Genomic DNA, 19,773 nt, shown 5'->3' on the forward strand with positions numbered 1-19,773 from the left:
TGCATCGATAAATCTGATGATTTCCATTGACACGCCTTCCGGGCTCCCTTAGTCTGGTGCAACTTCTGGCTAAGTGGTAAGACCACTTAGCCAGAAAGTGGAAGTGCACGACATCCTGATTTCATGAAATGCATTCGAGAGGGGAAGGGGCAATGACGGTTGGTTCGATGTTCAAGGCTGCGCGCGTGATGCGCGCGCCGGCCTGAGGGGGAGATTCCGATGCAGCCTGGTACGCTCGCATTCCTCGCCTTTTCTCCGATCCTGCTCGCCGCGGTGCTGCTGGTGGGCCTGCGCTGGCCCGCCAAGCGCGCGATGCCGGTCGTCTATTTCCTCACTGCGGGCATCGGCCTGTATGTGTGGGAGATGAGCCTGAACCGCGTGCTCGCCTCGACCCTGCAGGGGCTGGTGATCACGATCGGGGTGCTGTGGATCATCTTCGGCGCCATCCTGCTGCTCAACACCCTGAAGTACTCGGGCGGGATCACCGCGATCCGCGCGGGCTTCGCCAAGATTAGCCCCGACCGCCGCATCCAGGCGATCATCATCGGCTGGCTGTTCGGCTGCTTCATCGAGGGCGCCTCGGGCTTCGGCACGCCGGCGGCGATCGCCGCGCCGCTGCTGGTGGCGATCGGCTTCCCGGCGCTGGCGGCGGTGCTGCTCGGCATGCTGGTGCAGAGCACGCCGGTGTCCTTCGGTGCCGTGGGCACGCCGATCATCATCGGCGTCAATAGCGGCCTCGACAGTGCGACGATCGGCGCGCAGCTCGCCGCCAGGGGCTCGAGCTGGGACGTCTTCCTGCAGGTGATCACCAGCAACGTGGCGATCATCCATGCCATGGTCGGCACCGTCATTCCGCTGATCATGGTCATGATGCTGACGCGCTTCTTCGGCCGCGAGAAGAGCTGGAAGGCTGGCTTCGAGGTGCTGCCCTTCGCGATCTTCGCGGGTCTGGCCTTCACCGTCCCGTACGCCTTCACCGGCGTCTTCCTGGGGCCTGAGTTCCCCTCGCTGCTCGGCGGCCTGGTCGGCCTGGCCCTCGTCACCACCGCGGCGCGTTTCGGTTTCCTGGTGCCGAAGAAGACCTGGGACTTTGCCGACCCGAAGGAGTGGCCGAGCGAGTGGATGGGCAGCGTCGAGATGAAGCTCGATCAGCTCCCGCGTCACCAGCCGATCAGCATCTTCCGCGCCTGGCTGCCCTATGTGCTGGTGGGCGCGCTGCTCGTGCTGAGCCGCGTGTTCCCCGAGATCGGCGGGGCGATGAAGTCGGTGGTGATCGTGTTCGCCGACATCCTCGGCGAGAAGGGCATCAAGGCGGACTTCCAGCCGCTCTACCTGCCCGGCGGCATCCTGGTGGCGGTGGTGCTGATCACCGTGTTCCTGCATGGCATGCACGCGCGCTCGCTGGTGAAGGCGGTGGGCGAGTCCTCGCGCGTGCTGCTCGGCGCCGGCTTCGTGCTGCTGTTCACCGTGCCGATGGTGCGCATCCTGATCAACTCGGGGGTGAACGCCGCCGACCTGCCCAGCATGCCGATCGCGATGGCGAAGTGGGTGGCCGACAGCGTGGGCAACGTGTATCCGCTGCTGGCACCGTCGGTGGGCGCGCTCGGTGCCTTCATCGCCGGCTCGAACACGGTCAGCAACATGATGCTGAGCCAGTTCCAGTTCGGCGTGGCGACCTCGCTCGGCATCTCCACGGCGATGGTCGTGGCGGTGCAGGCGATCGGTGCGGCCGCCGGCAACATGGTGGCGATCCACAACGTCGTGGCGGCCTCGGCCACGGTGGGTCTGCTCGGCCGCGAGGGCGCGATCCTGCGCAAGACCTTCTGGCCGACGGTGTACTACGTGCTGATGACCGGCACGGTGGCGATGATCGCGATCTACGTCCTCGGGGTGTCCGATCCGCTGCTCGCCGCGAGCTGAGTCCTGCGCGGAGGGACGCATCGGCGTCCCCCGCGCATCCGTCCTTCCTGCCGTCGCGGCCCTGCCGCGGCTGCATCGCACTTCAGAACGATGAAATTCCGGAGCCGAAGCGCATGAGTCCTCTGTCCTCCGCACCCGCCAACGCCACACGTGTCGCGCCGCCGCTCGAGGCCGCGCGCAGCTATCCGGCCAAGCCGGCCGACGTGTACCTGTTCGGCACCTGCGTGATCGACGTGTTCTTTCCCGGTGCCGGGATGGACGCGATCCGCCTGCTCGAACGCGAGGGCATCCGGGTGCATTTTCCGCAGGCGCAGAGCTGCTGCGGGCAGCCGGCCTACACCTCGGGTTATACCGACGAGGCGCGCGAGGTGGCGCGCGCGCAGATCGCGCTCTTCGCCGGCGACTGGCCGGTGGTGATCCCGTCGGGCTCGTGCGCCGGCATGTTCCGCCATCACTACTTCGAGCTCTTCAAGGACGAGCCGGAGACGCTGCAGCAGGTCGCGTCGCTGTCCGCGCGCACCTTCGAGCTCGCCGAGTTCCTGCTGGAGGTGTGCAAGGTCCGCTTCGAGCACACCGGCGCGCCGGTCAGGCTCGCGTTGCACACGTCCTGTTCGGCGCGACGCGAGATGAACACCCACCTGCATGGCCGCGCGCTGCTCGCGCAGCTGGCGGGGGTCGAGCGCGTCGAGCACGAGCACGAGAGCGAGTGCTGCGGCTTCGGCGGCAGCTTCAGCGTGCGCATGCCCGAGATCTCGGGCGCCATGGTGCAGGACAAGACCGCCGCGCTGAAGGGTTCGGGCGCGGCCGAGGTGGTGAGCGCGGACTGTGGCTGCCTGCTCAACATCAACGGCTGCTTCGAGAAGCAGGGCGACACGCTTCGCGGCGAGCACCTGGCGAGCTTCCTGCTGCGCCGCACGACTTCCGCGGGCACGGGAGGGGTGCGATGAGCCACGTCGCCGACACCCCCGCGCAGCCGATCGCCTTCGCCCGCAACGCGCGCGAGGCGCTCGCCGACGCGCAGCTGCGGCGCAACTTCCGCGGCGCCATGGATGCGCTGATGGACAAGCGCCGCAACCAGTTTCCCGACGGCGACGAGCTCGAGCGCCTGCGCGCCTTCGGCAACCGCGTGCGCGCGCGTGCGCTGTCCAAGCTGCCCGATCTGCTCGAGCGCCTCGAGGCCAATCTCGTCCGCAATGGTGTGCAGGTGCACTGGGCGGAGACGGTGGAGGAGGCCAACGCCATCGTGCATGGCATCGCCGAGCGCCACGCGGCGAGGAAGGTGATCAAGGGCAAGTCCATGGTGTCCGAGGAAATGGAGATGAACCATTACCTCGGTGCGCGCGGCGTCGACTGCCTCGAATCCGACATGGGCGAGTTCATCGTGCAGCTGCGCGCGGAGAAGCCCTCGCACATCATCATGCCGGCGATCCACCTCAACGCCGGCCAGGTCGCGAAGCTGTTCCACGACAAGCTCGCGGTCGAGTACACCGAGGACGTCGATCGCCTCATCCAGATCGGCCGCGAGACCTTGCGGCGCAACTTCTTCGAGGCCGACATCGGCGTCTCGGGGGTGAACTTCGCGATCGCCGAGACCGGCACGCTGCTGCTGGTGGAAAACGAGGGCAACGGCCGCATGTCGACCACGGTGCCGCCGGTGCACATCGCCGTCACCGGCATCGAGAAGGTGGTCGAGAACCTGCGCGACGTGATCCCGCTGCTGTCGCTGCTGACGCGCTCGGCCACCGGCCAGCCGATCACCACCTACGTCAACATGATCTCCGGCCCGCGCAAGGCCGACGAGCTCGACGGCCCGCAGGAAGTCCACCTGGTCCTGCTCGACAACGGCCGCAGCCAGGCCTTCGCGGACGGCGAGCTGCGCCAGACGCTGAACTGCATCCGCTGCGGCGCGTGCATGAACCACTGCCCGGTGTATACGCGGATCGGCGGCCACGCGTACGGCACGGTGTATCCCGGGCCGATCGGCAAGATCGTCACCCCGCACATGCTCGGCCTGGAGACCACCCGCGACCTGCCCACGGCCTCGTCGATGTGCGGCGCCTGCGGCGAGGTGTGCCCGGTGAAGATCCCCATCCCGTCCCTGCTGCGCCGCCTGCGCGAGGAGGCGGTGCGTGCGCCCGCGGCCGAGCCGCATCACGTGCGCGGGCAGGGCGCCAAGCACTCGAGGAAGGAGACCCTGGTGTGGAGGGCGTGGCGCACGCTCAACACCTCTCCGGGCCTGTACCGCGCGGCGATGTACGCGGGCACCCGCCTGCGCGGGCTGATGCCGGCCGACATCGGGCCGTGGACGCGCTACCGCAGCGCGCCGAAACCGGCCGCGCGCAGCCTGCACGAGCTCGCCCGCGAGCATCTGGGCGAGCAATGAACGACGCCAGGAGCGAACCCCGAATGAATGCGAAAGAACGGATCCTCGGCAAGCTGCGCGCCAGCCTCGCGGGGACGACCCCGGTCGCCGACGACTACGACATCGGCCTGGTCACCGATCCCTGGCGCTATGCGGCGGACGAGCGCATCGCGCGCCTGCGCCGCATGCTCGAGGCGGTGCATGGCGAGACGCTCGTCACCACGGTGGCGCAGTGGCCGCAGCGCGTGCTGGAGGCGCTCGCCGCGCGCGGCATCGACGAGCTGCTGGTTTCGCCTGCCACCGCGCACGGCCGCCGCCTGGCGGAGCACGTGCGTGCACAGGATGCGGCGCTGCGCCTGAAGGGCTACGAGAACCCGGTGGAGGCGTGGAAGGACGAGCTCTTCTTCCATACGCCCGCCAGCCTTACCGGCACGCTCGGCGGCATCGCCGCCACCGGCAGCCTGGTGCTGTGGCCGAGCCCGCAGGAGCCGCGCCTGATGAGCCTGGTGCCGCCCCTGCACATCGCGCTGCTGAACGCGAGCGAGGTGCGCGACAACCTCTTCGAGCTCATGCACGCGCAGCGCTGGACCGACGGCCTGCCGACCAACGCGCTGTTGGTGTCGGGGCCGTCCAAGACGGCCGACATCCAGCAGACGCTGGCGTACGGTGCGCACGGGCCGAAGGAGCTGCTGGTGCTGGTGATCGAGGACGCCTGAGCGCGGCGCGGATCGTGGGCGCGCCCGGCCGTGTCGACGATCCACACCGCGGCTTGCCGGAGCGGCGGAATCGCGACTCGCGTCGCTCCTACCGCGCGGCTCCGGCGATGCGGAGGTGTTTCCGCGGGTCCGTCCAGGCGCGATCGTGGCGACCGGTCCCTCGCCACGCACCCCGCACCCGCAGCCGCTTCCGTAGGAGCGACGCAAGTCGCGATGTCCGAGACCGGTCCCTCGCCGCGCACCCAAACCCGCAGCTTCTTCTGTAGGAGCGACGCAAGTCGCGATCTCAGGGGCCGTTCCATCGCCGCGCACCCCGCACCCGCAGCTTCTTCTGTAGGAGCGACGCAAGTCGCGATCGCGGCGACCGCCTACCGGCGCCGCGTCGCCTCATGAATCGCTGCTCGCGCCTCCGTCGACTCGCCTCACCCCTCCGATGGTGGTCGGAGCTCGAAGCTCGCCCGCACCACCCCCGGCTCCTCCGAGGCCTTGAGCTTGAAGCCCAGGTGCTTCAGCAGGCCGAGCATCGGTTCGTTCTCGCCCATCACCTCGCCCACGAGGCGCTGGATGCCGATCTCGCGCGCGTAGCGCACCAGCTTGTCCATGAGGATCGAGCCCAGGCGCTGGCGCTTGAGGTCGGAACGGATGACGAGGGCGAACTCGGCGGTGTGGTTGTCCGGATCGGCCACCGCGCGCGAAACGCCCAGGGTCTCGGGCTTGCCGTCGGGGCCGGTCGCGGTGGCGATGAAGGCCATCTCGCGGTCGTAGTCGATCTGCGTCAGGCGCGCCATCTCGCGACGCGGGAACTCGGGGATGTAGTTGAAGAAGCGATAGATGAAGTCCTCGCGGGTGAGCCGCGACAGGAAGGCGTAGTGCGCCGGCTCGTCCTCGGGGCGGATCGGGCGCAGCAGGATCGGGCGGCCGTCGCGCAGCCGAGAGGGCTCCTCGAGCGCCTTCGGGTAGGGCTGGATCGCCAGCCGGTGCTCGTGGGCGGTGGCCGGACGCAGGCGCATGTGGGCGTCGAGCGCCTGCACGCCGTGCTCGTCGACGAACACCGGGTTGATGTCCATCTCGTGGATCTCGGGATGGTCGACGACGATCTGCGAGACCTTGGTGAGGGTGAGCGCGAGCGCGTCGCGGTCGGCCGCGGGGAGGTGGCTGCGCGCCTCGAGCAGCGCTGCCGCCTTGCTGCGGGTGATGAGGTCGTCGGCGAGCGGCTTGTTGAGCGGCGGCAGGCCGACCGCGAGGCCACGGAAGATCTCCAGCGCGCGACCGCCTTCGCCGAACACGATCACCGGTCCGAACAGCCGGTCGGTGCTGACGCCGATCAGCAGCTGGCGCGCGTGCCCGCGCATCACCATGCGCTGCACGGTGAAGCCGCTCACCGACACCGGCGGCTCGGCGCGGCCGGCGCGCTCGATCATGCCGCGTGCAGCGACCTGGACCGCCTCGGTGCTCTCGAGGTTGAGCGCGACGCCACCGACGTCCCACTTGCGCCGGATGTCGCGCGACATCAGGGTCAAGGCCACCGGCAGGCCGATGCAGCCGGCGATCTGCGCGGCCTCTTCGGGGGTGGCGGCGAGGTGGGTCTGGATGACGGGCACCCCATAGGCCGCGAGGACGTCCTTGGATTCGGACTCGGTCAGGCTGGCACGCGATTGGGCGAGCGCGCCCTGGATCACCGCCCGCGCGCGCGCGGCGTCGGGCTTGAAGGCTTCGGGTTCGGAGGTCGGCACCTCCATCAGCACCTCGGAGGCGATGCGGTGGCGGTGCATGTGCAGGAAGGCGCTGGCCGCGTGCTCGGGCGAGTCGAAGGTGGCGATGCCGGCGTTGATGAAGAGGTTGCGCTCTTTCTCCACGCTCTCGTCGCCCACCCAGCAGGTCATCAGGTTGATGCCGGTCTCGCGTGCGGTGGCGATGACCTGCTGCGCGGTGTCGATGCTGCTGGAGAGCGCGTTCGGGGTGTGGATCAGCAGCACGGCGTCGCCGTCGCGCTCTTCCTGCAGGATCTTGAGCAGGCGCTCGTAGCAGGCCGGCTCGGAGTCGACGCGGATCTCGAGCGGATTGCGTCCGTTCCAGGCCGGCGACATGAAGCGGCGCAGGCGCTCGATGGTCTGCTCCTTGAGCGCCGGCAGGCTGTAGCCGGCAAGGTAGAGGCTGTCCTCCACCATCAGGCCGGCACCGCCGCCGTTGCTCAGCACGACCAGGCGGTTGCCGCGCAGCGGGCGGGCGCGCAGCACGGTCTCGGCGGCGCCGAACATCTCCTCGAGTTGGTCCACCCGCAGGATGCCGGCGCGGCGCAGCGCCGCGTCGTGCACGTCGTCGTGGCTGACCAGGTTGGGCATCTCGAGGAAGAGCGGGTCGGAGACGCCCATCAGCGGGTTGTCGGGCGAGCGTCCGGCCTTGATCGCGATCACCGGTTTGTTGCGCGCGGCGGCGCGCGCGGCCGACATGAAGGCGCGGCGATCCTGGATGGATTCGATGTAGAGCAGGATCGCGCGCGTGCCCGAATCGGCGGCGAGGAAGTCGAGCACCTCGCCGAAGCCGATGTCCAGGCTGTCGCCGAGCGAGACGAAGTGCGAGAAGCCGACCTTCTTGCGCAGCGCCCAGTCGAGCACCATGGTGCCGACCGTGTCGCGCTGGGAGACGAAGCCGAGCTTGCCGGGGCGCGCGGCGATCTGCGAGAAGGTCGCGTTGAGCCCGAGTCCGGGTACCAGGATGCCCAGCGTGCCGCCACCGAGCAGGCGCATCTCGTAGCGGCGGGTGATCTCGAGGATGCTGCGCTCGATCGGACGGCCGTCGGCGCCGAGCGTGGTGTCGAGCTGGTTGGCCATCACCATCACGGCACGCGCGCCGCGTTCGCCGAGCTCCTCCACCAGGCGGGGCACGAGCGGCGCGGGGGTGCAGATGATCGCCAGGTCGGGCGTCTGCGGCAGCGCGGCGATGCTCGGATAGGTGAGCACGCCCGCCACCGAGGTGCGGCGGGGATTGACCGGCATGATCGGGCCGGCGAACTGGCCCGAAAGCAGGTTGCGCATGAGCACGTTGCCCATGCGGCGCTCGCGCGCGCTCGCGCCGATCACGGCGATCGAGCGTGGATTGAACAGGCTTTTCAGGTGGCGGAAGCTCATCGCCTTGCTCCCCGGGGAGGAATCGCTCGTCTGCAGTTTAATGCATGCCTGCCGCACATGCATGAACTGAATTGCGGCCGGGTCGAGCGGCCCGCCAGCGCCCGGTTCTCCGCGTCGAACTCGAGCTGTCCGGACGAGGTTCAGCCGGCGGCGACGGTGTGCATTAAATAGTTTACGTCCGTGTCGCGGCCGAGCGAGTAGGTCTTGGCGAGCGGGTTGTAGGACAGGCCGATGATCTCCTGCACGTCCAGGTGCGCATTGCGGCAATGGCGGCTGAGTTCGGAGGGCTTGATGAAGCGGGCGTACTCGTGGGTGCCGGCCGGGAGCAACTTGAGCAGGTATTCGGCGCCGACGATCGCGAACAGGTAGGACTTCGGATTGCGGTTGAGCGTGGACAGGAAGACGTGGCCGCCGGGTTTTACCAGCCGGGCGCAAGCGGTGACGATGCTGGCCGGATCGGGGACGTGCTCGAGCATTTCCATGCAGGTGACGACGTCGAAGCGGCCGGGCGATTCCTCGGCGAGTGCCTCTGCGCTCATGTGGCGGTAGTCGACCTTGTGGCCGCTCTCGAAAAGGTGCAGGCGGGCGACGCTGAGCGCCTTCTCGGATAGGTCGATGCCGGTCACCTCGGCGCCGAGCGCGGCCATGCCCTCGGCGAGGATGCCGCCGCCGCAGCCGATGTCGAGCACCTTCTTGCCGGCGAGCGCGGCCTTGCCGTCGATCCAGCCCAGGCGCAGCGGGTTGATCTCGTGCAGCGGACGGAACTCGGAGGCGGGGTCCCACCAGCGGTGGGCGAGGTCGCTGAATTTCTGCAGTTCGGCGGGATCGGCGTTGACGGTGTTCATGGCGTTCGAGGGTCCTTGCTTGCACGCACGGGCACCGGGTGCGCGCGCGCCCGGCACAAACGAAAAAGCCCCGCCGAGGCAGGGCTTTCGGGTTACCGACTCCGGAATTACTTGGAGCCGATGACTTCCACTTCGACGCGACGGTCCGGCTGCAGGCAGGAGATCTGCGCGGCGCGGCCACCGACCTTGTCGCACTTGTTGCCGGTCACGGGCTGGGTTTCGCCCTTGCCTTCGGTGTAGACGCGGTTGGCATCGACGCCCTTCGAGACCAGGTAGGTCTTGACGGCGGCGGCGCGACGCTCGGACAGGCGCTGGTTGTAGGTGTTGGAACCCAGGCGGTCGGTGTGGCCGACGGCGAGGATCACTTCCAGCTTGAGCGACTTGGCCTGGGCGGCGAGTTGGTCGAGCTTGGCCTTGCCTTCAGCCTTCAGGACGGCCTTGTCGAAGTCGAACAGGGCGTCGGCCGACAGCTTGACCTTGTCGGCGGTGGGCTTCGGACCCGGAGCCGCGGCAGCAGCCTTCACGGTGCACTTGTCGGCGGGGACGATGTCCTTGTCGCAAGCGCAGCCGACCGGCAGGTCGCCGGCGAGGGCGGTCGAGGCGGCGGCGGGGCTCCAGTAGCCGGTGCGCCAGCACAGGCCGGTGCCGCTGCGAGCGACGACGTTGCGCGCGTCGATCACGTAGGGGATTTCACCCTTGCCGGCGACGACGACGTCGCTGACCTGAGCGAAAGCGCTCGGGGCGGACAGGCCGATCGAGGCGATGGCGGCCAGCATGAGCATCTGCTTCTTGGATTGTTTGATCATGGTTTCCTCTTTGAAGGGCGAGTCGCCGGAATTGCCACTGAACGAAATGAAGACTGGCGAATCTGCCGTCTTCGTGTCGGTTTGTACCAGTATATCCAGTTCAATTACCGAGCTTAGTTTGCCACATCGACACGAGCCGGAGCAATTCGGTGTCGTTAATATGCAACAGCGAGACGCCTTTGTCCACGCGGGTTTCGCCGTCGATCCATACGTGGGAGACGTTTTCGCGACCGCATACGTAGACGAGATGCGACACCGGATCGAAACAGGGCCGGCATTGCGGTGCGGAAAGGTCGAGTGCGCAAAGATCGGCGCATTTGCCTTTTTCGATCGAGCCGATGCGATCGTCCATGCCCAATGCGCGCGCGCCCCCGAGCGTGGCCATGCGCAAGGCGGCATGCGCCGGTACCGCGGTGGCATCCAGGCTGCCGACCTTGGCGAGCAGCGCGGCGTGGCGCATCTCCTGGAGCAGGTCGAGGCGGTTGTTGCTCGCCGCGCCGTCCGTGCCGAGGCCGACCGGGACGCCGGCGGCGAGCAGGCGCGGCACCGGCGCGATGCCGCTGGCGAGCTTCATGTTCGAGGTGGGGCAGTGCGCGACGCTGCAGCCGTGGCGGGCGAGCAGTTCGATGTCGGCCTCGTCCAGATGCACCGCATGGACGCCGATCAGATTGCTGCCGAGCACGCCGAGGCGCGCGAGGCGAGCGAGCGGCCGGCAGCCGTGGACGGCGAGGGAGTCGGCGATCTCTTGTGCGGTCTCGTGGATGTGCACATGGATCGGCAGGCCGAGTTCGTCCGCGAGGGTCTGCACCTGGTGGAAGCTGTCGTCCGAGACGGTGTAGGGCGCGTGCGGGGCGATCGAGAAGCCGAGCCGCGGGTGGCCCTGCCAGCGGTCGCGGGCGGCCAGGCCCTTGCGCAGGTAGTCCTCGGGGTCGCTCGCGTACGAGGTGGGGAATTCCAGCACGACCGCGCCGACCACCGCGCGCATGCCCGCGGCGGCGAAGGCTTCCGCCGCCGCCTCGGGGTGGAAGTACATGTCGCTGCAGGTGGTGATGCCGCCACGGATCATCTCGGCCGCGGCGAGCAGGGTGCCGTCGCGCACGAAGGCGGCGGAAACGTGACGGCTCTCGGCCGGCCAGATCGCCTCCTCCAGCCAGCGCATCAGCGGCAGGTCGTCGGCGATGCCGCGCAGCAGGCTCATCGCGGCGTGGGTGTGCAGGTTCACCAGGCCGGGGATCAGCAGGTGCCGCGGCAGCTCGACCACCTCGTCCGCGACGTAGCGCGTGCGCGCCTCGTCCTGGCCGAGGAGATCGACGATGCGTCCGCCGCGGATCGCCACCGCGTGGTCGGCGAGCACAGCGTCGCGCGGTTCGACGGGGACGATCCAGCGGGCGTTGATCAGCAGGTCTACGGCTTCGCTCAAGGCGGCTCCTGGCGGGCAGTTGCGGGGAGAGCCTCATTCAAGCATGCGCGGCCCGGGCGGACAATCCCGCGCCGCTGCGGGTGTGGAGGCGCACGCCGGCACCGGATCGTGCAACAATCGCGCCGAAGCCCGCCGGCCGCGCGGGCGCCCCCGCCCTGCAAGACAGCATGAACCGGATTCCCGAACGCATCGGCAAGTACAGGATCATCAAGGAGATCGGCCGCGGCGCGACCGCGGTGGTCTATCTCGCCGAGACCCCGGACTACCCCGAGCCGGTGGCGCTCAAGCACGTGCGCTTCGACGACAAGGCGCGCGACGAGGCGAAGTGGAACCGCCGCCTGATCAAGCTGCTGAAGGCCGAGCGCGTGGTGTCGGGCCGCCTCGACCACCCCAATATCATCCGTATCCACGATGCCTCGATCGAGCCCGACGAGGCCTACGTGGTGATGGAGTACTTCCCGGGCGGCTCGCTGGAGCGCTACTGCAGCTTCCAGAACCTGCTGCCCATCCATCGCACGATCGGGATCGTGTTCAAGTGCTGCATGGCGCTCGACCACGCTTACCGCCAGGGCATCGTGCACCGCGACATCAAGCCGGCGAACATCCTGGTCGACGAGCAGGACAACGTGAAGATCACCGACTTCGGCCTCGCGCTCAACATCAACAAGAAGCTCGACACCGACTCGACCTTCATCATGGGCGTAGGCTCCCCGGCCTACATGAGCCCGGAGCAGATCAAGGGCTATCCGCTCAACCAGAAGACCGACCTGTATTCGCTCGGCGTGCTGCTGTTCCACATGCTGACCGGGCGGCTGCCCTTCCGCGCGAGCAATCCGGCGCAGCTCGTCTATAAGATCATCAACGCCGATCCGCCCTCGGTCTCGCAGCTCAACCCGGACGTGCCCGAGCAGATGGACGCGGTAATCCGCAAGGCGCTCGAGAAGGACCTCTACTCGCGCTACCGCAACGGCGCGGAGTTCGCCAAGGACCTCGCCGCGGTCCGCTACCAGATCCTCGACGAAGGTCACGTGCACCACGACGCCGAGCGCTTCGCGCGCCTGCGCAAACTGGCCTTCTTCACCGAGTTCGAGGACGTGGATCTGTGGGAGGTGATGCGGATCTGCGCCTGGCGCAAGGTCGGCAGCGACCTCGGCCTGATGCGCGAGGGCGACCTCGATCAGCGCTTCGGGATCGTGCTCGAGGGCAAGGTCGAGCTCTCCATCGGCGGGCGGCGGGTGCTGGAGGTGGGGCCGGGCGAGGTTTTCGGCGAGCAGGCCTGGCTCGACCAGCTCGAGCACAAGCAGCTGCTGAGCGCGGTGTCGCTCGACGAGCTCAGCTATCTCGAAGTCAACCCCGCCGCGCTCGCGCTTGCGAGCGAGGAAGTGCTGGAGCGCTTCCGTCGCCAGCTTGGCACCGTCGCCGTGCGCCGGCTTGCGGCGGTGTCGCGCCAGGCGGCCGAGCACGCCCCCGCGGCGGTGCGTGCGGTGCGCGCGGCGCCGGTCGGGCACGACCTGCAGATCGTCGACTACTGAATGAATTGCGGGTGGAGTCCGCCCGCACCCGCCTGAATCCCTCCGAGCCGGGCTGTTTCGGCCAGTCTGTGCGGGCGGGCATCGCTGCTACTGCCCGGCGCCGAGCGTGCGTGCGCGCTCGAGTGCGGCGCTGCGCGCGGCGGCGTCCGGCGCGGCGATCTCCAGCCAGTTGCCCAGGTGCTTGCGCACCAGCGCGGCCAGCGCCTTGATCCAGGCGTCGCGCTCGTTCAGGCAGGGGATGTAGTGGAAGGCCTGGCCGCCCTTCTCCAGGAAGGCTTCCTTGCACTCGAGCGCGATCTCCTCCAGCGTCTCCAGGCAGTCCGCGACGAAGCCCGGGCACATCACGTCGACGCGGCGCACGCCCTCGGCGGCGAGCTGTTCCAGGGTGGGCTGGGTGTAGGGCTTGAGCCATTCTGCCTTGCCGAAGCGCGACTGGAACGTGACCAGTACGCGCTCGCGTGCCACGCCGAGGCCTTCGGCGACGAGGCGGCCGGTCTTGTGGCACTCGCAGTGATAGGGGTCGCCGAGATCGAGCGAGCGCCGCGGCACGCCGTGGAAGCTCAGCAGCAGGCGCTCGGGCTCGCCGTTGGCCGCCCAGTGCTCGCGCACGCTCTTCACCAGCGCATCGATGTAGCCAGGGTCGTCGTGGAAATTGCGCACGAAGCGCATCTCGGGCTGGTTGCGCCAGCGCGCCAGGCTGCGGCCGACCTCGTCGACCACGGTGGCGGTGGTGCTCGCGGAATACTGCGGGTACATCGGCACCACCAGGATGCGGGTGCAGCCGCGCGCGCGCATCGCGTCCAGGGTGTCGCCGATCGCGGGTGCGCCGTAGCGCATCGCGTAATCGATGTCGAGCCCGTCGTAGCCGTCCTTGGCGAGATAGCCGGCGAGCAGCTTGGTCTGACGTACGGTGTGCACCAGCAGCGGTGAGCCCTCGTCGGTCCAGATGCTGGCGTATTTCTGTGCCGAGGCCTTGGGCCGCGTGTTGAGGATGATGCCGTTGAGGATCGGCCACCACACCAGGCGCGGGATCTCGACCACGCGCGGGTCGGAAAGGAACTGCTTGAGGTAGGGACGCAGCGCGGCGGCGGTGGGGGCGGCGGGGGTGCCCAGGTTGACCAGCAGCACGCCGGTGCGCGGCGTGCTGTCGTGACGGTGGATCGGTTCGGGCCGGTAACGGGGCATCGTGGTCCTCGGGTGGGGGCGTGCGCACGGCAAGGCAGGCGCACGCCGGAATCAGTGCTTGGAGGAGAGGGCGTTCGAGAGCAGCCGGGCGGTGATGTCGACGATCGGGATCACGCGGTCGTAGGCCATGCGGGTGGGGCCGATGACACCGAGCGAGCCGACCACCTGGCCGTCGACCTCGTAGGGCGCGGTGATCACGCTGCAGCCGTCGAGCGGGGCGAGGCCGGATTCGCCACCGATGAAGATCTGCACGCCCTCGGCGCGGTTGGACAGGTCGAGCAGCTGGAGCAGGCCGGTGCGCTGCTCGAAGAGCCTGAAGAGCTCGCGCAGCTGCGACATGTTGCTCGACAGGTCCTCGACGTCGAGCAGCTTGGTTTCGCCCGAAAGTACGTAGCTCGCCGCGTTGTCTTCGGCGGCTTCCGAGCCGGCGTCGACGGTCGCGGTCATCAGTTCGCTCATGTCGCTGCGCAGCTGGCGCAGCTCGTCGCCGAGGCGGCGGCGGATCTCCTCGAAGGACAGGCCGGCGAAGTGCTCGTTGAGGTAGGCGGCAGCGCCGTTGAGCTCGGTCGGCGTGTAGGCGCGCCGGGTGATCAGCAGGCGATTCTGCACGTCGCCGCCGGTGGTGACGATGATCAGCAGGATGCGATTTTCGGCCAGGCTGATGAACTCGAACTGGCGGATGCGCACCGCGTCCTTGCGCGGTGCCACCACCACGCCGGCGAACTGGGTGAGTTCGGAGAGCAGGTGCGAGGCCGAGCTGATCAGGCGCTGCGGCTGGTTGGGCAGCAGCTGGCCTTCGAGGGCGCGCACGCGGGCGTTCTCGAGCGGCTGCACGGTGAGCAGCGAGTCGACAAAGAAACGATAGCCGAGCGCGGTCGGGATGCGGCCTGCCGAGGTGTGCGGGCTGGCGATGAAGCCCATCTCCTCGAGGTCGCTCATCACGTTGCGCACCGTCGCCGGCGACAGCTCCAGACCGGAATAGCGCGACAGCGCGCGCGAGCCGACCGGCTGGCCGTCCGCGATGTGGCGTTCGATCAGGGTCTTGAGGAGGATCTGGGAGCGTGCGTCGAGCGGATTCATGGCTGCCTGGAGTCGAGAGGCCGATTCTATTGAAGCACGCCCGCGCTGGCCACTGCGGGCCACCGCGCGCGGGCGCGGCGGTGTCAAGCGCGGGGACGATTGTGGTTTAATCGGCGCCCATGAGCACGCCATTCCGCACGCTTGCCCTCATCGGCAAATATCAGAGCCCCGACGTGGCCGAGTCGGTGCTGTCGATCGCCCGCTTCCTGCGCGATCGCGGCCTTGCGGTGTTGATCGAGCAGGGCACCGCGAGTTCCATCGGCGGCGCCCACGACTTCCCGGTGGCAAGCTACGAGCATATCGGCGCGAGCGCCGACCTCGCGGTGGTGATCGGCGGCGACGGCACCATGCTGCACACCGCGCGCCGGCTGATCGAGCACGGCGTCCCGCTGGTGGGCGTCAACCTCGGCCGCCTCGGCTTCCTCACGGACATCGCGCGCAGCTCGGCCACCGAGCGCCTCGCCGAGATCCTCGACGGCGCCTTCACCGCCGAGGACCGTTTCATGCTCGACGTCGAGGTGCTGCGCGGCGGCGCACGCGTGTTCCACACGCTCGCCCTCAACGACGTGGTGGTGAACAAGGGCGAGCTCGGGCGCATGATCGAGTTCGAGCTGTCGATCGACGAGGAGTTCGTCTACACCCAGCGCTCGGACGGCATGATCGTATCCACCCCCACCGGCTCGACCGCCTACGCGCTGTCGGCCAACGGCCCGATCCTGCACCCGAGCGTGGGCGGGATCGCGCTGGTGCCGCTGTGCCCGCACGCGCTCACCGCACGCCCGATCACGCTGCCCGACTCCTGCCGCATCGACATCGTGCTGCTGCCGCCGCACGACGCCCGGGTGCACTTCGATGGCCAGACCCGTTTCGACCTGCGCGCGGGCGACTGCGTGCGCATGACACGCTCGAGCCGCAGCTTGCGCCTGCTGCATCCCGAGGGCTATTCCTACTTCGCGATGCTGCGCCAGAAGCTGCACTGGAGCGCGGCGCCGAGGGTGTGAGCGCACCCGCCGCCCGATCTCCGCGCCGCCACTCCTCAGGCCCCGTCGTCCCGTCCCAACCCCACCCGCGACCGCCGCTGCCATGCTCCGCCGCCTGACCATCCGTGACTTCGTCATCGTCGATCGCCTCGACCTCGAATTCGCCGCCGGCTTCGGTGCGCTGACCGGGGAGACCGGCGCCGGCAAGTCGATCCTGCTCGATGCGCTCGGGCTCGCGCTCGGCGGGCGCGGCGAGGCAGCCATGGTGCGCAGCGGCCGCGAGCGCGCCGACGTGGCCGCCGAATTCGACCTGCCCGCCGGCGAGGGACTCGCTGCCTGGCTCGTCGAGCAGGAACTGCCCGCCGACGAGGGCATGCTGATCCTGCGCCGCACGATCGATATGGGCGGCCGCAGCCGCGCGTGGATCAACGGCGTGGCGGCCACGCTCGCTCAGCTGCGCGCCGCCGGCGAGTGGCTGGCCGACATCCATGGTCAGCACGCCCACCACGCGTTGCTGCGCACCGACGCGCAGCGTGCCCTGCTCGACGCCCAGGCGGGCGCGGGGGCGCTGGTCGCCGAGGTGGCCGCGCGCCACCGCGAGTGGCAGCGCCTGCTGCGCCTGCAGCGCGAAGCGGAGGCCGACTCGGCGAGCTCGGCGCGCGAGCGCGAGCTGCTCGCCTGGCAGCTGCGCGAGCTCGAGCAGGTCGGCTTCGACATCGAGGAATGGGCGGAGATCAATGCCGAGCACGCTCGCCTGGCCCACGCCGCGAGCCTGATCGAGGGGGCGGAGGCGGCGGTGGTGGCGCTCGGCGAGGGTGAACTTGCGGTGTGCTCCGTGCTGGGCCGCCTCGACGGCCGCATCGCCGCGCTGGCCGACTTCGACGCCGGGCTGGCGGATGTGCGCGAACTGATCTCCGCCGCCGCCATCCAGGCCGACGAGGCCCTGCACGCCCTGCGCCGCTATCGTGACCGGCTCGACCTCGATCCGGGACGTCTCGCCGAGCTCGAGCGCCGCATCGCCGCGGTCATGGAGGCGGCGCGCAAGTATCGCGTCCAGCCCGAGGAGCTGCCCGCGCTCGCGCAGCAGTGGCGCGAGCGCCTGGACACATTGGAAGCGACCGCCGATCCGGCGCGCCTTGCCGCGGCGGCGCAGGCGGCGCGGGCCGCCTTCGAGTCCGTCGCGGCCGAGCTCACCGCGGCGCGCCTCCCCGCCGCGCGCCGGCTGTCGGAGGAGATCGCCGCCGCGATGCAGGACCTGGCGATGGCGGGTGGCCGCTTCGAGGTCGCGCTCACACCTTGCGCACCCTCCGCGGCAGGCGTCGAGGAGGTGGAGTTCCGTGTTGCCGCGAATGCCGGCCAGCCGCTGCGCAGCCTCGCCAAGGTGGCTTCCGGCGGCGAACTGTCGCGCATCGGGCTGGCCATCCAGGTCATCACCAGCCGCGACAGCGCGGTGCCCACGCTGATCTTCGACGAAGTGGACGTGGGCATTGGCGGTCGCGTCGCCGAGATCGTCGGCAAGCTGCTCGCCCGCCTCGGGCAGGATCGCCAGGTGCTTTGCGTCACCCACCTGCCCCAGGTGGCGGCCTGCGCGGACTGGCAGTGGCGCATCGCCAAGCGCGAGCAGGGCGGCGAGACGCTGAGCGAGGTCGCGCCGCTCGACGACGCGGCGCGGGTGGAGGAGGTCGCGCGCATGCTCGGCGGCGTGAATATCACCGCGACCACCCGCGAACACGCGGCCGAGATGCTCGGCCGGCGCTGATTTCCGCGTCGTCCGCGCGCCCTCGGCGCTGGCGCGCATCCGTCGCGATGCCTCGGTCCGGCGCGGCTTCAGTCCTTCTCGCGCCCGAGGTTGGGGCAGTTTTCGCGCTGGCAGTCGGCGTAGATGTAGAGCGCGTGCTCGCGGATCGCGAAGCCGCGTTCGAGCGCGATCTGGTTCTGCCGACGTTCGATCTCGGCGTCGAAGAACTCCTCGACCTTGCCGCACTGCATGCACACCAGATGGTCGTGATGGCCGCCTTCGGCGAGTTCGAACACCGCCTTGCCCGACTCGAAGTAGTGGCGCTCGAGCAGTCCGGCCTGCTCGAACTGCGTCAGTACGCGGTAGACCGTGGCCAAGCCGATGTCCATGCCTTCGTTCATCAACGTGCGGTATACATCCTCCGCGGTCAGGTGGCGCTGCTCCGAGCTCTGGAAGAGGTCGAGGATCTTCAGGCGGGGGTAGGTCGCCTTCAGGCCGATGCTTTTCAGGTTCCTGGAGTTGTCGGACATGGGCTCTGGATGAGGTTGACTTGCGGGAGATCGGGTTGCGGGAGCCTGCGAAGGCCGTTTGGCCGACCGTTGTCCAGGGACTCGCGGGAGGTCGATGCCAGCCCGTTACGGTGTACGCCGCAGCAGGCAGGAGCCCCCGCGGGCAGTCTCCGGCAATGGCGGTCGAGCGCCGTCGATCGCGGCTATGTTATATTTTTTGCCCCTAACTGAGAACTGCGACCCCGGTCGCATCCCGGCGCCCACTCTCCCATGCGTTCCCTCCTCGCTGCGCTCATCGTCTCTTCCGGCCTGCTTGCAGGCTGCTCCTTCGACTCCGTTGTCGGCCTGGTCGACCCCTACCGGATCGACATCCGCCAAGGCAATTACGTCGACCAGGAGATGGTCGCGCAGCTTCGCCGCGGCATGACCCGCGACCAGGTGCGCTACGTGCTCGGCTCCCCCCTGGTGGTCGACATGTTCCGCAAGGACCGCTGGGACTACGTCTATCGCTTCCGCCCGGGCAGTGGCGAGGCGCAGCAGCGCGTGATCTCGCTGTTCTTCACGGGCGACGTGCTCGACCGCATCGAGGGCGACGTCGCTGCCGCCTCGGGTACGCCCGCCGCGGCGGCGCAGGAGCGCTCGCGCGTGGTCGAGATCCCCCCCGCCAGCGCGCGCTGAGGCGGCGCCCGGGTTCATCCCGGGTCGGCCGTCCGCGCCGGCCCATTGATGCAGGAAAACAATCCGATGTCCCAGATTCGAGTCGCGATCGCCGGTGCCTCCGGGCGCATGGGCAGAATGCTGATCGAGGCCGCGCTGAAGGAGGAGGGCGTCGCGCTCGCCGCCGCCTTCGATCGCAGCGACACCCCCTTCATCGGTCGCGATGCCGGCGAGATGGCCGGCGTGGCCACCGGCGTGCTCATCACCGACGATGCCGCCGCCGCGATCGGCGCGGCCGATTGCGTGATCGACTTCACCCGACCCGAGGGCACGCTCGCGCACCTCGCGCTCGCGCGTGCCGCCGGCAAGGCGATGGTGATCGGCACGACCGGTTTCGATGCCGCCGGCAAGACCGCGATCGCCGCCGCTGCCGAGCACGTTCCCGTGGTCTTCGCGCCCAACATGGCGGTGGGCGTGAACGCGGTGTTCCGCTTGCTCGAGGTCGCCGCGCGCATCCTCTCCGAGGGCTACGACGTCGAGGTCATCGAGGCCCACCACCGCTTCAAGGTCGATGCCCCCTCCGGCACGGCGCTGCGCATGGGCGAGGTCGTCGCCCGCGAGCTTGGACGCGACCTCGAGACCTGCGCTGTCTATGGCCGCGAGGGCCACACCGGCGAGCGCAGCGCCGAGACCATCGGCTTTTCGACGATCCGTGGCGGCGATGTGGTGGGTGACCACACGGTGCTGTTCGCCGGCATCGGCGAGCGCATCGAGATCACCCACAAGTCGGGCAGCCGCATGCCCTATGCGCTCGGCTCGATGCGGGCGGCGCGCTTTCTCGCCGGTCGTGCGAAGGGGCTCTACGACATGCAGGACGTGCTCGGCCTGCGCTGAG

General features: G+C 69.1%; 16 protein-coding genes. 9 read left to right on the plus strand and 7 right to left on the minus strand.

All coding sequences use genetic code 11. The features are described from left to right. The first annotated feature begins 219 nt into the window (after window positions 1-219). The 4 genes from PO78_RS16380 (at window position 220) to PO78_RS16395 (ending at window position 4,998) form a co-directional block, all read left to right on the plus strand. The gene (locus tag PO78_RS16380) at window positions 220-1,920 is read left to right on the plus strand and encodes an L-lactate permease (protein WP_004303509.1); all 1,701 of its coding nucleotides are present in this window, start codon (window positions 220-222) and stop codon (window positions 1,918-1,920) included. Between the two features lie 113 nt (window positions 1,921-2,033). Then, window positions 2,034-2,867, plus strand: a complete 834-nt coding sequence (locus tag PO78_RS16385; protein WP_043745260.1) for a (Fe-S)-binding protein — start codon at window positions 2,034-2,036, stop codon at window positions 2,865-2,867. Next, window positions 2,864-4,303, plus strand: a complete 1,440-nt coding sequence (locus tag PO78_RS16390) for a LutB/LldF family L-lactate oxidation iron-sulfur protein (RefSeq protein ID WP_043745261.1) — start codon at window positions 2,864-2,866, stop codon at window positions 4,301-4,303. The genes PO78_RS16385 and PO78_RS16390 overlap by 4 nt, the downstream gene beginning before the upstream one ends. Before the next feature lie 23 nt (window positions 4,304-4,326). Further along, the gene (locus PO78_RS16395; RefSeq protein ID WP_043745269.1) at window positions 4,327-4,998 is read left to right on the plus strand and encodes a LutC/YkgG family protein; all 672 of its coding nucleotides are present in this window, start codon (window positions 4,327-4,329) and stop codon (window positions 4,996-4,998) included. 422 nt (window positions 4,999-5,420) lie between these two features. Here PO78_RS16395 and PO78_RS16400 read toward each other — a convergent pair whose 3' ends face one another. From PO78_RS16400 to PO78_RS16415, 4 genes are all read right to left on the minus strand, one after another. Further along, window positions 5,421-8,126 (minus strand): bifunctional acetate--CoA ligase family protein/GNAT family N-acetyltransferase, encoded by a 2,706-nt coding sequence (locus PO78_RS16400; protein ID WP_043745271.1) that lies wholly within the window; start codon window positions 8,124-8,126, stop codon window positions 5,421-5,423. Between the two features lie 140 nt (window positions 8,127-8,266). Then, entirely contained in the window at window positions 8,267-8,971 is a 705-nt protein-coding gene (gene ubiG / locus PO78_RS16405; protein ID WP_004303501.1) for a bifunctional 2-polyprenyl-6-hydroxyphenol methylase/3-demethylubiquinol 3-O-methyltransferase UbiG, read from the minus strand. A gap of 107 nt (window positions 8,972-9,078) precedes the next feature. Then, window positions 9,079-9,777 carry an OmpA family protein gene (locus PO78_RS16410; RefSeq protein ID WP_004303499.1) on the minus strand — a complete coding sequence of 233 codons (699 nt, stop codon included), beginning with the start codon at window positions 9,775-9,777 and terminating at the stop codon, window positions 9,079-9,081. Between the two features lie 100 nt (window positions 9,778-9,877). Further along, entirely contained in the window at window positions 9,878-11,197 is a 1,320-nt protein-coding gene (locus PO78_RS16415) for a TRZ/ATZ family hydrolase (protein WP_004303498.1), read from the minus strand. Window positions 11,198-11,364: 167 nt separating this feature from the next. Between PO78_RS16415 and PO78_RS16420 the strand changes: the two genes are divergently transcribed. Beyond that, window positions 11,365-12,729, plus strand: coding sequence for a serine/threonine protein kinase (locus tag PO78_RS16420; protein WP_043745274.1), 1,365 nt, complete (start codon window positions 11,365-11,367; stop codon window positions 12,727-12,729). An 87-nt stretch (window positions 12,730-12,816) separates the two neighbouring features. Here the strand turns inward: PO78_RS16420 and hemH are convergent, their stop codons facing one another. Next, entirely contained in the window at window positions 12,817-13,914 is a 1,098-nt protein-coding gene (gene hemH / locus PO78_RS16425) for a ferrochelatase (RefSeq protein ID WP_012585162.1), read from the minus strand. 51 nt (window positions 13,915-13,965) lie between these two features. Beyond that, window positions 13,966-14,994, minus strand: a complete 1,029-nt coding sequence (hrcA, locus tag PO78_RS16430; RefSeq protein WP_004303494.1) for a heat-inducible transcriptional repressor HrcA — start codon at window positions 14,992-14,994, stop codon at window positions 13,966-13,968. Window positions 14,995-15,113: 119 nt separating this feature from the next. Between hrcA and PO78_RS16435 the strand changes: the two genes are divergently transcribed. Together PO78_RS16435 and recN are read left to right on the plus strand one after the other, a co-directional pair. Then, a complete protein-coding gene (locus tag PO78_RS16435) occupies window positions 15,114-15,995 on the plus strand; it encodes an NAD kinase (RefSeq protein ID WP_004303492.1) in 882 nt (293 codons plus the stop codon). Between the two features lie 82 nt (window positions 15,996-16,077). Beyond that, the gene (gene recN, locus PO78_RS16440) at window positions 16,078-17,733 is read left to right on the plus strand and encodes a DNA repair protein RecN (protein ID WP_012585163.1); all 1,656 of its coding nucleotides are present in this window, start codon (window positions 16,078-16,080) and stop codon (window positions 17,731-17,733) included. Between the two features lie 68 nt (window positions 17,734-17,801). Here recN and fur read toward each other — a convergent pair whose 3' ends face one another. Continuing rightward, entirely contained in the window at window positions 17,802-18,242 is a 441-nt protein-coding gene (fur, locus tag PO78_RS16445; protein ID WP_004303488.1) for a ferric iron uptake transcriptional regulator, read from the minus strand. Window positions 18,243-18,491: 249 nt separating this feature from the next. On the opposite strand from fur, the gene PO78_RS16450 reads away from it, so the two are divergent. Beyond that, window positions 18,492-18,899 (plus strand): outer membrane protein assembly factor BamE, encoded by a 408-nt coding sequence (locus PO78_RS16450; RefSeq protein ID WP_004303486.1) that lies wholly within the window; start codon window positions 18,492-18,494, stop codon window positions 18,897-18,899. 66 nt (window positions 18,900-18,965) lie between these two features. Beyond that, entirely contained in the window at window positions 18,966-19,772 is an 807-nt protein-coding gene (gene dapB / locus PO78_RS16455; protein ID WP_043745278.1) for a 4-hydroxy-tetrahydrodipicolinate reductase, read from the plus strand. The last annotated feature ends 1 nt before the right edge of the window (window position 19,773 follow it).

Origin of the sequence: Thauera sp. SWB20, from assembly GCF_000831325.1 — a bacterium.
GTDB lineage: Bacteria > Pseudomonadota > Gammaproteobacteria > Burkholderiales > Rhodocyclaceae > Thauera > Thauera aminoaromatica.

What these genes read in the sequence shown, in the direction of transcription:
- PO78_RS16435 (WP_004303492.1), top strand. Translation starts at nt 15,114, where the DNA reads ATGAGCACGCCATTCCGCACGCTTGCCCTCATCGGCAAATATCAGAGC.
- PO78_RS16380 (WP_004303509.1), top strand. Translation starts at nt 220, where the DNA reads ATGCAGCCTGGTACGCTCGCATTCCTCGCCTTTTCTCCGATCCTGCTC.
- PO78_RS16390 (WP_043745261.1), top strand. Translation starts at nt 2,864, where the DNA reads ATGAGCCACGTCGCCGACACCCCCGCGCAGCCGATCGCCTTCGCCCGC.
- hrcA (WP_004303494.1), bottom strand. Translation starts at nt 14,994, where the DNA reads ATGAATCCGCTCGACGCACGCTCCCAGATCCTCCTCAAGACCCTGATC.
- ubiG (WP_004303501.1), bottom strand. Translation starts at nt 8,971, where the DNA reads ATGAACACCGTCAACGCCGATCCCGCCGAACTGCAGAAATTCAGCGAC.
- PO78_RS16400 (WP_043745271.1), bottom strand. Translation starts at nt 8,126, where the DNA reads ATGAGCTTCCGCCACCTGAAAAGCCTGTTCAATCCACGCTCGATCGCC.
- dapB (WP_043745278.1), top strand. Translation starts at nt 18,966, where the DNA reads ATGTCCCAGATTCGAGTCGCGATCGCCGGTGCCTCCGGGCGCATGGGC.
- PO78_RS16420 (WP_043745274.1), top strand. Translation starts at nt 11,365, where the DNA reads ATGAACCGGATTCCCGAACGCATCGGCAAGTACAGGATCATCAAGGAG.
- PO78_RS16410 (WP_004303499.1), bottom strand. Translation starts at nt 9,777, where the DNA reads ATGATCAAACAATCCAAGAAGCAGATGCTCATGCTGGCCGCCATCGCC.
- hemH (WP_012585162.1), bottom strand. Translation starts at nt 13,914, where the DNA reads ATGCCCCGTTACCGGCCCGAACCGATCCACCGTCACGACAGCACGCCG.
- fur (WP_004303488.1), bottom strand. Translation starts at nt 18,242, where the DNA reads ATGTCCGACAACTCCAGGAACCTGAAAAGCATCGGCCTGAAGGCGACC.
- PO78_RS16395 (WP_043745269.1), top strand. Translation starts at nt 4,327, where the DNA reads ATGAATGCGAAAGAACGGATCCTCGGCAAGCTGCGCGCCAGCCTCGCG.
- PO78_RS16385 (WP_043745260.1), top strand. Translation starts at nt 2,034, where the DNA reads ATGAGTCCTCTGTCCTCCGCACCCGCCAACGCCACACGTGTCGCGCCG.
- PO78_RS16450 (WP_004303486.1), top strand. Translation starts at nt 18,492, where the DNA reads ATGCGTTCCCTCCTCGCTGCGCTCATCGTCTCTTCCGGCCTGCTTGCA.
- recN (WP_012585163.1), top strand. Translation starts at nt 16,078, where the DNA reads ATGCTCCGCCGCCTGACCATCCGTGACTTCGTCATCGTCGATCGCCTC.